The organism is Microbacterium sp. LMI13-1-1.1 (genome assembly GCF_040815625.1).
GTDB classification, from domain to species: Bacteria; Actinomycetota; Actinomycetes; order Actinomycetales; family Microbacteriaceae; genus Microbacterium; species Microbacterium forte.
Genome location: NZ_JBFPNL010000001.1, coordinates 145,926 through 159,957 on the forward strand (window position 1 = coordinate 145,926; position 14,032 = coordinate 159,957).

At 67.0% G+C, this 14,032-nt stretch carries 10 protein-coding genes; 9 read left to right on the plus strand and 1 reads right to left on the minus strand.

Going from position 1 to position 14,032, the window contains the following annotated elements:
- The first annotated feature begins 45 nt into the window (after nt 1–45).
- The 6 genes from gcvP (at nt 46) to MRBLMI13_RS00740 (ending at nt 8,978) form a co-directional block, all read left to right on the plus strand.
- Nucleotides 46–2,877 (plus strand): aminomethyl-transferring glycine dehydrogenase, encoded by a 2,832-nt coding sequence (gcvP, locus tag MRBLMI13_RS00715; RefSeq protein WP_414685946.1) that lies wholly within the window; start codon nt 46–48, stop codon nt 2,875–2,877.
- A gap of 225 nt (nt 2,878–3,102) precedes the next feature.
- Nucleotides 3,103–4,776: a peptide ABC transporter substrate-binding protein gene (locus MRBLMI13_RS00720; protein ID WP_309687127.1), complete on the plus strand. Its 1,674-nt coding sequence runs from the start codon at nt 3,103–3,105 to the stop codon at nt 4,774–4,776.
- A gap of 102 nt (nt 4,777–4,878) precedes the next feature.
- Entirely contained in the window at nt 4,879–5,805 is a 927-nt protein-coding gene (locus MRBLMI13_RS00725) for an ABC transporter permease (RefSeq protein WP_309687130.1), read from the plus strand.
- The gene (locus MRBLMI13_RS00730) at nt 5,798–6,742 is read left to right on the plus strand and encodes an ABC transporter permease (protein ID WP_309687133.1); all 945 of its coding nucleotides are present in this window, start codon (nt 5,798–5,800) and stop codon (nt 6,740–6,742) included. The genes MRBLMI13_RS00725 and MRBLMI13_RS00730 overlap by 8 nt, the downstream gene beginning before the upstream one ends.
- On the plus strand, nt 6,739–8,412 hold the full coding sequence (locus MRBLMI13_RS00735; protein WP_367821141.1) for a dipeptide ABC transporter ATP-binding protein: 1,674 nt from the start codon (nt 6,739–6,741) through the stop codon (nt 8,410–8,412). The genes MRBLMI13_RS00730 and MRBLMI13_RS00735 overlap by 4 nt, the downstream gene beginning before the upstream one ends.
- Before the next feature lie 2 nt (nt 8,413–8,414).
- A complete protein-coding gene (locus MRBLMI13_RS00740; RefSeq protein WP_367821139.1) occupies nt 8,415–8,978 on the plus strand; it encodes a PH domain-containing protein in 564 nt (187 codons plus the stop codon).
- Between the two features lie 15 nt (nt 8,979–8,993).
- Here the strand turns inward: MRBLMI13_RS00740 and MRBLMI13_RS00745 are convergent, their stop codons facing one another.
- On the minus strand, nt 8,994–9,779 hold the full coding sequence (locus MRBLMI13_RS00745) for a CPBP family intramembrane glutamic endopeptidase (RefSeq protein WP_367821137.1): 786 nt from the start codon (nt 9,777–9,779) through the stop codon (nt 8,994–8,996).
- A gap of 101 nt (nt 9,780–9,880) precedes the next feature.
- Between MRBLMI13_RS00745 and typA the strand changes: the two genes are divergently transcribed.
- The 3 genes from typA (at nt 9,881) to glsA (ending at nt 14,028) form a co-directional block, all read left to right on the plus strand.
- A complete protein-coding gene (gene typA, locus MRBLMI13_RS00750; protein ID WP_042542007.1) occupies nt 9,881–11,794 on the plus strand; it encodes a translational GTPase TypA in 1,914 nt (637 codons plus the stop codon).
- Between the two features lie 163 nt (nt 11,795–11,957).
- Nucleotides 11,958–12,842, plus strand: coding sequence for a phospholipase (locus tag MRBLMI13_RS00755; protein WP_052493020.1), 885 nt, complete (start codon nt 11,958–11,960; stop codon nt 12,840–12,842).
- Between the two features lie 172 nt (nt 12,843–13,014).
- Nucleotides 13,015–14,028: a glutaminase A gene (gene glsA / locus MRBLMI13_RS00760; protein ID WP_367821134.1), complete on the plus strand. Its 1,014-nt coding sequence runs from the start codon at nt 13,015–13,017 to the stop codon at nt 14,026–14,028.
- The last annotated feature ends 4 nt before the right edge of the window (nt 14,029–14,032 follow it).

Below are 14,032 nucleotides of genomic sequence, written 5' to 3' on the forward strand. Positions count from 1 at the left end.
TTCGCCGATCGTCATATCGGAACCACCGCCGCCGCCCAGCGTCAGATGCTCGATGCCCTCGGCGTCGAGTCTGAGCTCGAGGACTGGAGCCCCGTCGAGGCGCTGATGCGCCAGGCCGTACCCGCCTCGATCTTCACCCCCGCCTCCACGGACTCGGTCATCCCGCGCGCGGCGAGCGAGACCGAGGCGCTCGCCGAGCTGCGGGCGATCGCCGCTCGCAACACGGTGAACCGGCCGATGATCGGCCTCGGCTACTACGGCACCGTCACCCCTCAGGTGATCCAGCGCAACGTGCTCGAGAACCCCTCCTGGTACACCGCCTACACGCCGTACCAGCCGGAGATCTCGCAGGGTCGTCTCGAGGCGCTCATCAACTTCCAGACCATGGTGGCCGAGCTCACCGGTCTCACCACGGCCAACGCGTCGATGCTCGACGAGTCGACCGCTGTCGTCGAGGGGATGCTGCTGGCACGTCGCGCATCCAAGAAGGCGTCGAACGTCTTCGCCGTCGACGCAGATGCGTTCCCGCAGACCAAGGCGCTGCTCGAGACCCGCGCCGAGGCCGTGGGCATCGAGCTCGTGACGGTCGACTTCGCCGCCGGCGAGGAGCTACCCTCCGAGCTTTTCGGTGTGTTCGTCCAGTACCCCGGCGCCTCAGGGCGCGTCTGGGACCCGAGCGCCGTGATCGACGCCGCGCACCTCGCAGGCGGGCTCGCCGTCGTCGCAGCCGACCTGCTCGCTCTCACCCTCATCTCGTCGCCCGGTTCGCTCGGTGCGGATGTCGCGGTCGGCACCACGCAGCGCTTCGGCGTGCCGATCGGCTTCGGAGGGCCGCACGCGGGCTACATGGCCGTGCGTGCAGGACTCGAGCGGCAGCTGCCGGGGCGCCTTGTGGGCGTCTCGGTCGATGCGGACGGCAAGCCGGCGTACCGACTGTCTCTGCAGACCCGCGAGCAGCACATCCGCCGGGAGAAGGCGACCAGCAACATCTGCACCGCGCAGGTGCTGCTCGCCGTCATGGCATCGATGTACGCGGTGTACCACGGACCCGACGGGCTCAAGGCGATCGCTCGGGAGGTCGCGGCCAAGACCGTGATGCTGCGCGACTGGCTCGTCGACGCAGGCTCTGACATCGTCCACGACTCGTTCTTCGACACCCTGCAGGTGCGGGTGCCCGGGCGCGCGGCGGAGTATGCGGAGCAGGCTCACCACGAGTTCGGCATCCTGCTGCACGCCGCGGACGACGACACGATCGGGATCTCGGTCGACGAGACCACGACGGTCGCCGAGCTCCACCAGGTGGCTCAGGTGTTCGGTGGAGCACGGGAGCGCGCCTTCGGGTTCTTCGGCTCAGGATCGCAGGGCGGCCTTCCCGCCGACCTGCTCCGTCAGGACGACTACCTCACGCATCCGGTCTTCCACGCTCACCGCAGCGAGACCGCGATGATGCGCTACCTCAAGAGCCTGGCCGACCGCGACTATGCGCTCGACCGCGGCATGATCCCGCTCGGCTCGTGCACGATGAAGCTCAACGCGGCGACCGAGATGGCGTCGATCACGTGGCCCGAGTTCGCGGGCATCCACCCGTTCGCCCCGGCATCCGACGTCGAGGGGTACCTCGACATGATCACGCAGCTCGAGGCGTGGCTCGCCGAGGTCACCGGATACGACGCCGTGTCGCTGCAGCCGAACGCGGGTTCGCAGGGTGAGCTCGCGGGCCTGCTCGCTATCCGCGGCTACCACCTCGCGAACGGCGACACCCAGCGCACCGTGTGCCTGATCCCGTCGTCCGCGCACGGCACGAACGCGGCGTCGGCGGTGCTCGCCGGAATGAAGGTCGTCGTCGTGGCCTGCGACGAGCTCGGCAACGTCGACCTCGGCGACCTGCGGGCGAAGATCGCGGCGCACGCCGACGAGCTCTCCGCTCTGATGATCACCTACCCGTCGACCCACGGCGTGTACGAGCAGGACGTGGTGGAGATCACGACCGCCGTGCACGACGCCGGCGGACAGGTCTACGTCGACGGCGCGAACCTCAACGCGCTGCTCGGCTACGCCCGCTTCGGCGATCTCGGCGGCGACGTCTCACATCTCAACCTGCACAAGACGTTCGCGATCCCGCACGGCGGTGGGGGCCCGGGCGTCGGCCCCGTCGCTGCGAAGGCGCACCTCGCTCCGTACCTGCCGTCGCACCCGCTCGCTCAGCGCGCGGAGCATGCGGGCGGATTCGTCTTCGAGGGTGGCGCCGTGTCCGCCGCGCCGTACGGGTCGGCCGGCATCCTGCCGATCTCCTGGTCGTACGTGCGGATGATGGGGGCGGACGGCCTCCGCCATGCGACCGCAGCGGCCGTGCTGTCGGCGAACTACATCGCAGCGCGCCTCGGCGAGCACTTCCCGGTGCTGTACGCGGGAGAAGACGGTCGGGTGGCGCACGAGTGCATCCTCGACCTGCGGCCCCTCCGAGAGGAGACCGGAGTAACGGTCGACGATGTGGCGAAGCGACTCATCGACTACGGCTTCCACGCACCGACCATGTCGTTCCCCGTCGCGGGCACGCTCATGGTGGAACCCACGGAGTCCGAGGACCTCGGCGAGATCGAGCGGTTCATCGAGGCCATGATCATGATCAAGGCCGAGGCGGATGCCGTCGCCGCCGGGCGCTGGCCCGCGGACGACAACCCGCTGGTCAACGCTCCGCACACCGCGGTCTCGCTGATCGCGGGGGAGTGGAACCACGCCTACACGCGAGAGGACGCGGCCTACCCGGTGCACGCTCTCGTGGCAGGCAAGTACTGGCCGCCGGTGCGCCGCATCGATCAGGCGTACGGCGATCGCAACCTCGTGTGCGCCTGCCCGCCGATCGAGGCGTTCGCCTGAGACGAATCCTGACGAGCGACGGCGTCGCGTCCATCCGGACGCGACGCCGTCGCTCGTTTCCGTGCATTTCCGCGTGTTTCAGGGATGTTTCAGTTGATCACCACTCAGTAACGGTTCATTAGCCGAGAGCGGAGTCCCCTGAATCGCGGGTTACAGTCAACTATCCCTACGCGTTCGACGATGAGCGCGCAGTCTGATGAATACCCGTCCACAGGAGGACACAAAGTGAAGCGCAACAAGATCGCCCTTGCGGGCACTGCGTTGTTCGCGATCGGCGCCCTGGCGCTCGCGGGCTGCGCGAGCGGTGGAAGCGACGACGGCGACGGCGGATCCGGTGCAACCGGTGACGCGGACGCCATCATCACGACGAACGGCTCGGAGCCCGAGAACCCGCTGATCCCCACCAACACCAACGAGGTGGGTGGCGGAAAGATCCTCGACGAGATCTTCGCCGGTCTGATCTACTACGACGCCGACGGCAAGCCCGTCAACGACGTCGCTGAGGAGATCACCACGGAGGACCCGCAGAACCTCACCGTCAAGATCAAGGAAGGCCTGACCTTCACCGACGGTGAAGAAGTCACCGCCGACAACTTCATCAAGGCGTGGAACTACGGCGCTCAGGCTGAGAACGCTCAGCTCTCGGGCTACTTCTTCGAGGACATCGAGGGCTTCATCAACGACGCCGGTGACCCCGCGAACCCCGATGACGATGTCTTCGGCGCGCAGGGCGACATGGCCGGCCTCAAGCAGGTCGACGACTACACCTTCACGATCGCGCTGAACAAGCCGGCCTCCGACTTCGCTCTGCGTCTCGGATACTCGGCCTTCTACCCGCTGCCCGACGCCGCCTTCGAGGACATGGAGGCCTTCGGCCAGTTCCCGATCGGCAACGGCCCGTACATGATCGACGGCGAAGACGCGTGGCAGCACGACGTGCAGATCGACCTCGTGCGCAACGACGACTACGACGGCCCCCGCAAGGCGGCCAACGGCGGTCTGACCATCAAGTTCTACGCCACGCAGGAAGCGGCATACGCCGACCTGCAGGGTGGAGACGTCGACGTGATCGACGCGATCCCGACCGGCTCCCTCCCTGTCTTCCAGGACGAGCTCGGCGATCGCGCCGTCAACCAGCCGTCTGCGGTCTTCCAGTCGTTCACGATCGGCCAGTTCCTCCCGCACTTCAGCGGCGAAGAGGGCCAGCTGCGTCGTCAGGCGCTGTCGATGGCGATCAACCGCGAAGAGATCACCGAGACGATCTTCTCGGGCACCCGCACCCCGGCAGCCGACTTCACCTCCCCGGTGATCGACGGCTGGTCCGACTCGGTTCCCGGCAGCGAGGTCCTCGAGTACAACCCCGACGAGGCGAAGAAGCTGTGGGCCGAGGCCGACGCCATCTCGCCGTGGGACGGCGAGTTCAAGATCGCTTACAACTCCGACGGTGGGCATGACGCCTGGGTCGACGCGGTGAGCAACAGCATCAAGAACACGCTCGGCATCGAGGCATCGGGCGACCCGTACCCGACCTTCCAGGATCTTCGTACGAAGATCAACGACCGCAGCATCACCACGGCTGCGCGCTCGGGCTGGCAGGCCGACTACCCGGGTCTGTACAACTTCCTCGGACCGCTCTACGCGACCGGCGCCGGCTCGAACGACGGTGACTACTCGAACCCCGAGTTCGACGACCTCATCAAGGCCGGTATCAGCAACCCCGACGCCGACGCGCAGATCGAGGACTTCACCAAGGCGCAGGAGGTCCTGTTCAAGGATCTTCCCGCGATCCCGCTGTGGTACTCGAACGTGACCGGCGGCTTCGGCGAGAGCGTGGACAACGTCACGTTCGGCTGGAACTCGGTTCCGCTGTACTACGCGATCACGAAGGCCGGCGAGTAAGTCTGACGGCACTTCACCTGTGAGGCGGTGACGATTCTTCGTCACCGCCTCACAGGCTTGTGTCCACGCGACTTTCTCACCCCTCAAAGAAGGGACAAGCGGATGCTCGGTTACATTCTGAGACGTCTTCTGCAGGTGATCCCGGTCTTCTTCGGAGCCACCCTGCTCATCTATTTCCTGGTGTTCGCCATGCCCGGCGACCCGATCCTCGCCCTGTTCGGCGACAAGACGCCGAGCCCGGCGGTCGTGGCACAGCTTCGCGAGCAGTACCACCTGAATGAGCCGTTCCTCGTGCAGTACTGGTACTACATCACCGGTGTGTTCCAGGGTGATCTGGGCATGACCTACTCCGGTCGCCCCGTCTCTGCGGTGCTCGCCGCGACATTGCCCGTCACGGGGCGTCTCGCTGTGATGGCGATCGGCATCGAGTTCACCCTGGCGATCATCATCGGCACGATCTCGGCGCTGCGCAAGGGCAAGCTCTTCGACAACGTCTCGCTGATCATCGCTCTCGTCGCGATCGCGATTCCGATCTTCGTCGTCGCGTTCCTCGCCCAGTACTTCCTGGCGATCCAATGGGGCTGGTTCAAGCCAACGGTCGGTGCCGACAACGACTGGGGTGGGCTCTGGCTCCCCGCCATCGTGCTCGGATTCAGTCTCTACGCGGTGAGTATGCGTCTGATGCGGAGCTCGGTCATCGAGACCCTGAACCAGGACTGGGTTCGCACGGCCTACAGCAAGGGACTCTCGCGCAATCGCGTGCTGCCCGTGCACGTGCTGCGCAACTCCCTGATCCCGGTGATCACCAACTCCGCCACCAACTTCGGTGTGCTGCTCGTGGGTGCCACCGTCACCGAGGGCATCTTCAACGTCCCCGGTGTGGGAAACACGCTCTTCCAGGCGATCCAGCGCGGTGAGGGGCCCACGGTCGTCTCGTTCGTGACCGTGTTCGTCATCCTGTACGTGTTGGTGAACCTGTTCATCGACCTGCTCTACGGTCTGCTCGACCCGAGGATTCGCTATGCCTGATCCCATCTCTCAGAAGCACTACGTCGCCCCCATCGAGACGGAGTCGATCGCGGTCGACGCCGTCCGCATCTCCGACAAGCCCAGCAACCTCTGGCGCGACGCCTGGCTCGATCTGCGTCGCCGTCCGCTGTTCTGGTTCTCGATCGTGCTGGCGCTGTTCTTCCTCGTGATGGCGTTGTGGCCGACGCTCTTCACGTCCACGCCGCCGAACGACGACTGCTTCCTGTCGAACAGCAACGGCGGGCCGACCGACGGGCATCCGCTCGGGTTCACGTTCCAGGGCTGCGACATCTACGCCCGCATCGTCTGGGGTTCGCAGACCTCTCTTGCGGTCGGCCTGATCGCCACGGTGATCTCGTCGATCCTCGGACTGATCATGGGCGCACTCGCGGGCTTCTACGGTGGATGGCTCGATTCGGTCCTCTCGCGCATCGGAGACATCTTCTTCGCGATCCCGTACATCCTCGCGGCCGTCGTCGTGATGACCGTGTTCCGCGACTCCCGTTCGGTGTGGACGCTCGCGTTCGCGATCGGAGGGTTCGCGTGGGCATCCACCGCCCGTGTCGTGCGAGCCGAGGTGCTCCGCGTACGCCAGGCCGATTTCGTCATGGCCTCGCAGGCCCTCGGGCAGTCGAAGTTCAAGATCCTCTTGAATCATGTCGTCCCGAACGCGATCGCGCCCCTGCTCGTGGTCTCGACGCTCGGCCTCGCGGCCGCGATCGTCGCGGAGGCGACTCTGTCGTTCCTCGGGGTCGGCCTCGGCAGCGGTGTGATGTCGTGGGGGCTGGACATCGGCAAGGCCCAGGCCTCGCTGCGAGTGGCTCCCATGGCGCTCATCTATCCGTCGATCGCGCTCACCCTCGCGGTGCTCGCGTTCGTCACTCTGGGCGAGCTCATCAGAGACGCCCTCGACCCGAAGGCGAGGGCACGCCGATGAGCGAGCGAATCACCGAGCAGGTCCCGCTGCTGAGCATCCGCGACCTCACGGTCGCTTTCCGCACGCAGGGCGGCCTGCGCGAAGTGCTCCACGGAGTCAGCTTCGACGTCATGCCAGGCGAGACCGTCGCTATCGTCGGCGAGTCGGGCTCGGGCAAGTCCACGACGGCCACGGCCATCGTGAACCTGCTCCCGGGAACCGGCGAGGTCACCGCCGGGTCGATCACCCTCGAAGGTCGCGAGCTCACGACGCTCAACCGTCGCGAGATCGAGGCCGTCCGCGGACGCGACATCGGCTTCGTGCCTCAAGACCCGATGTCGAACCTCAACCCTGTCTGGAGCATCGGCTTCCAGGTGAAGGAGGCGATCCGTGCGAACGGCATCGCCCAGGGGCGCGAGGCCGCGAAGGCACGCACGGTCGAGGTGCTGCAGCAGGCCGGGCTGGCGGATGCCGAGAAGCGTCTGCACCAGTTCCCGCACCAGTTCTCGGGAGGCATGCGTCAGCGTGCGCTGATCGGGATGGGCCTCGCGGCCGATCCGAAGCTGCTCATCGCCGACGAGCCGACCTCGGCTCTGGATGTGACGGTGCAGCGCGTGATCCTGGATCATATGGCCTCGCTCACACGCGACAAGGGCACCTCGGTGCTCCTGATCACGCACGACCTGGGCCTTGCGGCCGAGCGTGCGGACAAGATCATCGTGATGAACGGCGGCAACATCGTCGAGGCAGGACCCAGCAGGCAGATCCTCGAGGACCCGCAGCACCCGTACACCAAGCGCCTGGTGTCTGCCGCGCCGAGTGTCGCGTCGCAGCGCATCCAGGCGGTGGTGGAGGACCGGGGTATCGAGACGCTCGAGGATCTCGCGGACATCCCGCCGACGGTGCGGGTCGCGGGGCTCACGAAGGACTATCGGATCCGTCAGGGCGGCTTCCGCAGCGAGGCGTTCCGGGCGGTCGACGACGTGTCGTTCGCCATCCCTCGCGGCAAGACGCTCGCGCTGGTCGGCGAGTCGGGGTCGGGCAAGTCCACCGTCGCCAAGATGGTGCTGAAGCTCGAGGAACCCACCAGTGGAACCATCGAGATCGACGGCCAGGATGTGTCGAAGCTGTCGAATGCCCAGGCGTTCGGTCTGCGTCGGCGTATGCAGCCGGTGTTCCAGGACCCGTACGGCTCGCTCGACCCGCTGCGCAACATCGGCAACACCATCGCCGAACCGCTGCAGATCCACGGCGTGGGCGACCGCGCGTCTCAGCGTGAGCGGGTCGAGGAGCTTCTCGACCAGGTCTCGCTGCCCCGCGTGCTCGCCACCCGGTACCCGAACGAGCTCTCGGGCGGACAGCGTCAGCGTGTTGCCATCGCGCGTGCGCTGGCGCTCAAGCCCGACATCATCGTCCTCGATGAGGCCGTCTCGGCGCTCGACGTCCTGGTGCAGGATCAGGTGCTGCAGCTGCTCGCCGAACTCCAGTCGGAGCTCGGGCTCACGTATCTGTTCATCACGCACGACCTCGCCGTCGTCCGTGTCTCGAGCGATCTCGTGTGCGTCATGGAGAAGGGCAAGATCGTCGAGCAGGGCACCGTCGACGAGATCTTCGCCAACCCGCAGCAGGAGTACACGGATCGCCTGCTGAAGGCGATCCCGGGTGCATCGATCACCCTCGGCGGTCACTGAGAGTGAGCACCGAACCTCGACCGGAGGCCGCACGGAGATTCCGTGCGGCCTCCGGGCCTGTCTCCCTCGTCCTCTGCTCGCTGCTCGCGATCTTCCTGCTCGGCGATGCGGTCGTGCGCGCGGGATGGGGGCAGATGCTGCTGCTCGCCCCCTGGGTGCTGCTCGGTCTCTGGGTCGTGTACGAGATCGCCTTCGTCTCGGTCGTGCGTGTCGACGGCGAGGGAGCGATGGTGCAGAACATGCTGCGCCGGACGTCCTTCGGCTGGAGCCGCGTCCGCGACATCGACCTGCGCTGGCAGCTCGTCTTCTCGCTCGAGGACGGCACGGAGCTCTCGAGTTACGGGGGGCCTGCGAGAGCGCGTCCGATTCGGCGCCAGGTGCGCGAGGACGACGAGGCCAAGGCGCCGGCCGGCCTCCGCGAGCTCACCGACATCCGTGACCGCTGGCAGGCGGCCCCCTCGACAGCGGACGCGCCGATCCGCCGCACCTGGGACTCTCAGGCGCTCATCGCGCTCGGCGTCATCGTGATCTGGGCCGTGACGTCGATCCTCATCGCGAACGCCTGATCGCGCGGAGCTGCGTCAGCCGGGAAGCCCGAAGAGCGTCGGCCAGGTGGCCGCCGCCCAGGGGTAGCCGACGAACACCGTGGCGTCGATCAGGAAGTGCGCGACGAGGAACGGCATGAGCCGTCCGCTGCGCTGGAACAGCCATCCGAAGAGCAGCCCCATGGCGAGGTTTCCGATGAACGCTCCGGGACCCTGGTAGAGGTGGTAGCTCGCCCGCAGCACGGAGGTGGTGAGAATGATCGCCCACGACCCCCAGCCCAGCTGCCGGAGTCGGGCGAAGAGGTAGCCGAGCACCACGAACTCCTCCTGGAGTGATGCGCGCGCTGCCGCGAGGAGAAGGACCGGGATGGTCCACCAGTGACTGTCGAGCCCCGCGGGGTTCACCGCGACGAAGAGTCCGAGGGCACGACCGGCGAGATACAGACCGAGACCGGGGATGCCGATGGCTGCCACCAGGAGGATCCCGCGGCCCACATCCGCTCCGACCCGGGTGCCGTCGAGACCCAGCCTGCTCAGATGCGGTCTGGACGACTGCCACAGCAGGAAGCAGACGAGCAGCACCGGGACGAGGGAGAACCCGATCGACAGGACCTGGTAGATCAGGTCGAAGATCTCCCTGTCGCTCCGGGACGGATTCAGGGTCGCGGTCTGATCGGCCAGCGGCGTCTCGTCGGTGAGCCGGTAGGCCAGCTGCACGATCGCATACACCGCGGACTGACCGAGTCCGAGGGCGAGGACGATGGCGATCTCCCACCACAGACGAGCGCGCGAGGGCGGGGGAGAGAGGTCGACGACGGTCACGCTCCCGATCGTACTTCGAGCGCTCAGGAACGAGTCGTCGGCATACGGTAGTCTGGAACGTCGGCTTCTCGACAAAACCCCACACTCTTTAGGACATCTGCATGGCGCACGCCCTCCGTTCTGACCTCCGCAACGTCGCTATCGTCGCTCACGTCGACCACGGTAAGACCACCCTCGTCGACGCCATGCTGCGTCAGACGGGCTCCTTCGGCGAACACGCGCACGTCGATGAACGCGCGATGGACTCCAACGATCTGGAGCGTGAGAAGGGCATCACGATCCTCGCCAAGAACACGGCGATCACCTACAAGGGCAAGCATGCTCAGGGCAAGGAGATCACGATCAACGTGATCGACACGCCCGGCCACGCCGACTTCGGTGGAGAGGTCGAGCGCGGCCTGTCGATGGTCGACGGCGTCGTGCTGCTCGTCGACGCCAGCGAGGGCCCGCTTCCGCAGACCCGCTTCGTGCTGCGCAAGGCTCTCGAGGCCAAGCTTCCCGTCATCCTCCTGGTCAACAAGACCGACCGCCCCGACGCTCGCATCGCCGAGGTCGAGGAAGAGGCGCACGACCTGCTGCTCGGCCTCGCGTCCGACCTCGTCGACGACGTGCCCGACCTCGACGTCGACGCTCTGCTCGACGTCCCCGTCGTCTACGCGTCCGGCCGTGCCGGCGCCGCGTCGCGCAACCGTCCGGCCGACGGATCGCTGCCCGACAACGACGACCTCGAGCCGCTCTTCGAGGCGATCCTCGAGCATGTTCCCGCTCCGGAGTACGACGACGAGCACCCGCTGCAGGCCTGGGTCACGAACCTCGACTCCAGCCCGTTCCTCGGCCGTCTCGCGCTTCTCCGCGTCTTCAACGGCACGCTGAAGAAGGGCCAGACCGTCGCCTGGGTCCGTGCGGACGGCACGCACCAGAACGCACGTATCACCGAGCTGCTCAAGACGCGCGCGCTCGAGCGCTACCCCGCCGAGTCCGCCGGCCCCGGCGACATCGTCGCCATCGCCGGTTTCGAGAACATCACGATCGGCGAGACCATCGCCGACCCCGAGGACGTCCGCCCGCTTCCCGCGATCACGGTCGACGACCCCGCCATCTCGATGACGATCGGCACGAACACATCGCCGCTGATGGGCAAGGTCAAGGGCCACAAGCTCACCGCTCGAATGGTCAAGGACCGTCTCGACAAGGAGCTGATCGGCAACGTCTCGCTCAAGGTGGTCGACATCGGACGCCCCGACGCCTGGGAGGTCCAGGGCCGCGGCGAGCTGGCGCTCGCCATCCTGGTCGAGAACATGCGTCGCGAGGGCTTCGAGCTCACCGTCGGCAAGCCGCAGGTGGTCACGAAGAAGATCGACGGCAAGACCTACGAGCCGTTCGAGCACCTCACCATCGACACTCCTGAGGAGCACCTCGGCGCGATCACGCAGCTGCTCGCGAACCGCAAGGGCCGCATGGAGAACATGACGAACCACGGCACCGGCTGGGTGCGCATGGAGTTCATCGTCCCGTCTCGTGGTCTGATCGGCTTCCGCAGCGAGTTCCTCACCACGACCCGCGGCACCGGAATCGCCAACGCGATCTCGCACGGCTACGAGCCGTGGGCAGGGTCGATCACGACCCGCCAGAACGGCTCGATCGTCGCCGACCGCTCGGGTGTCGTCACCCCGTTCGCGATGATCGCCCTGCAGGAGCGCATGTCGTTCTTCGTGCAGCCCACTCAGGAGGTCTACGAGGGCATGGTCATCGGCGAGAACTCGCGTGCCGACGACATGGACGTCAACATCACGAAGGAGAAGAAGCTCACCAACATGCGTGCGGCGAGCTCCGACACCTTCGAGTCGATGACCCCTCCGCGCCAGCTCACCCTCGAGGAGAGCCTCGAGTTCGCGCGTGACGACGAATGCGTCGAGGTCACGCCCGAGGTCGTCCGCATCCGCAAGGTCAACCTCGACGCCAACACGCGTGCTCGCGACACCGCGCGCCTGAAGCGTCAGGACGCCGGCTCCTGAGAATCGTCTAAGAGAAGGGTCCTGTACCGCCGAAAACGGCTGTACAGGGCCCTTTTCTCACGAAACGTCCAGGCGGGCCGTTGCAGAATCGTTACCTTGCGCCTGGGGCAATCTCCCGATGAGTGTCCTGTGACGGGCGTACGACGACCCGAAAGTCGAACCCATGCTTCAGAACACCCGTGCGCTTCGGCGCGCCCACGCGGCGGCGTCAGCCCGCAACGCGATCACGGCACGTCGCCCCAAGCTGATTCTCGGAACGATCACCGGCGGTGTGCTCGGCCTCGCCCTGACCGTCGGCATGGTGTCGGCGCCCGCGGCTGGCGCCGAGGTGCCGGACGCCGTCGCCGGCGTCACGTCCTTCGTCACCGGCGAGACCGAGCAGCCGGCGAAGAGCGCCGACGACTCAGCCCTGACGATGGTCGCCGCTCAGGACGCCGTTGCTGCAGCCGAGGCGCTGAACGCCGAGGTCGCGGCATCGGGCCTCGACCTCGGCGCGGCACCCTCCTCGGTCGATACCTCCGACGTGACCGCTTGGGTCGATCAGCTCGCCGACCGCGATGAGTTCTCGAACAGGCAGCTCACGAGCCTCACTGCGTATGCAGTCACCGGCACGGACGAGATCGTCGCTGAGACGGCCGCCCTGCAGGAATCCTACGTGGCGGCTCAGCAGGCCAAAGCCGCTGCGGATGCGGCTGCCGAGCAGGCGGCCGCTGAAGCCGCCGCACTCGCTCAGACGAACACCGTCGACGGCGCGAAGGCCGCGGCGCGCGACATCGCGTCAGGTCAGTACGGGTGGGGCGCCGACCAGTTCTCCTGCCTGGATTCGCTGTGGACCAAAGAATCCGGGTGGAACTACCAGGCGTACAACGCCTCGGGCGGCGCGACGGGGATTCCGCAGGCTCTGCCCGGAAGCAAGATGGCGTCTGCCGGATCCGACTGGCAGACGAATGCGGCCACGCAGATCCGCTGGGGTCTCGGATACATCTCCTCCGTGTACGGCACCCCCTGCAGCGCGTGGGGGCACTCCCAGTCCGTGAACTGGTACTGAGCCTCCGCCGCCCGACCGGCACCACCGAGACCCACCCCGCATGCGTGCGGCGGTGGGTCTCGGCGTTTCAGGGCGCAGCCTGAAACCGGCGCTCCGTGCTCTAGGCAGAGCGAGGCATTGCCACTACGGTGAGCGGTGACGGCTGGGGGGTCGTGGACTCGGAGGAGAACGCATGGACGTCGCGGCATTGACAGACATCCCACAGCAGGTGTCGACCGGCGCCCTGCCGGGGTGGGACCGCGTCGACGAGCTCGTGCGCGAAGCCCACCGCCGCTATGCGGACGACCGCACGGGTGCAGTCGCCGATTACATCCCCGTGCTCGCGGAGGCCGACCCCGAGCTGTTCGGTCTCGCGGTCATCGAGGTCGATGGCGGCCTGCATGACGCCGGAGACGCGCTGCATCCGTTCTCGATCCAGTCGATCTCGAAGATGTTCGTGTACGCGCTGGCCATCCGGGAGCACGGCCACGAGCGGGTGCGCGAGATCGTGGGGGTCAACAATACGGGGCTCGCCTTCAACTCGCTGATGGCGCTCGAGCTCAACGCGGGGCATCCGATGAATCCGATGGTCAACGCCGGTGCGATCGCCACCACGGCGCTGATGCCGGGGCAGACGTCCGTCGAGCAGTGGGAGCGCGTCCGGGAGGGGTTGTCGGCCTTCGCCGGACGCCCGCTGAGTCTTGACGGGGTCGTCTATGCGTCCGAGGCGGAGACGAACGAGCGGAACCGAGCGATGGGGTGGCTGCTGCGAAGCTACGGACGGCTGACCGGCGACCCGGATGACGTGGTCGACGTCTACACGCGTCAGTGCGCGCTCAGCGTCACCGCTCATGACCTCGCGGTGATGGGCGCGACGCTCGCAGACGGCGGCGTGAACCCCATCACGGGTGAGCGCGTCGTCTCGGCGGACGTCTGTCGCGACACTCTCGCCGTGGTGGCGTCGACCGGCCTCTACGAGACTTCGGGGGAGTGGCTGTTCGAGATCGGCCTGCCGGCCAAGTCGGGGGTCGCCGGAGGCATCGTGGCTGTCGCCCCCGGCAAGGGGGCGGTCGCCGGATTCTCACCTCGCCTCGACCGAGCCGGCAACTCTGTGCGGTCGCAGCTCGCGATCGGCCACCTCTCGCGCGCACTCGGCCTGAACCTGTTCGCTTCCGCGCCGTCGGCGACCCCTCGCTCGACGGACTGACCCC

Coding starts and splice junctions, on each gene's coding strand:
- gcvP (WP_414685946.1), top strand. CDS start 46: ATGCTCGATGCCCTCGGCGTCGAGTCTGAGCTCGAGGACTGGAGCCCC.
- MRBLMI13_RS00725 (WP_309687130.1), top strand. CDS start 4,879: ATGCTCGGTTACATTCTGAGACGTCTTCTGCAGGTGATCCCGGTCTTC.
- MRBLMI13_RS00730 (WP_309687133.1), top strand. CDS start 5,798: ATGCCTGATCCCATCTCTCAGAAGCACTACGTCGCCCCCATCGAGACG.
- MRBLMI13_RS00735 (WP_367821141.1), top strand. CDS start 6,739: ATGAGCGAGCGAATCACCGAGCAGGTCCCGCTGCTGAGCATCCGCGAC.
- typA (WP_042542007.1), top strand. CDS start 9,881: ATGGCGCACGCCCTCCGTTCTGACCTCCGCAACGTCGCTATCGTCGCT.
- MRBLMI13_RS00755 (WP_052493020.1), top strand. CDS start 11,958: ATGCTTCAGAACACCCGTGCGCTTCGGCGCGCCCACGCGGCGGCGTCA.
- glsA (WP_367821134.1), top strand. CDS start 13,015: ATGGACGTCGCGGCATTGACAGACATCCCACAGCAGGTGTCGACCGGC.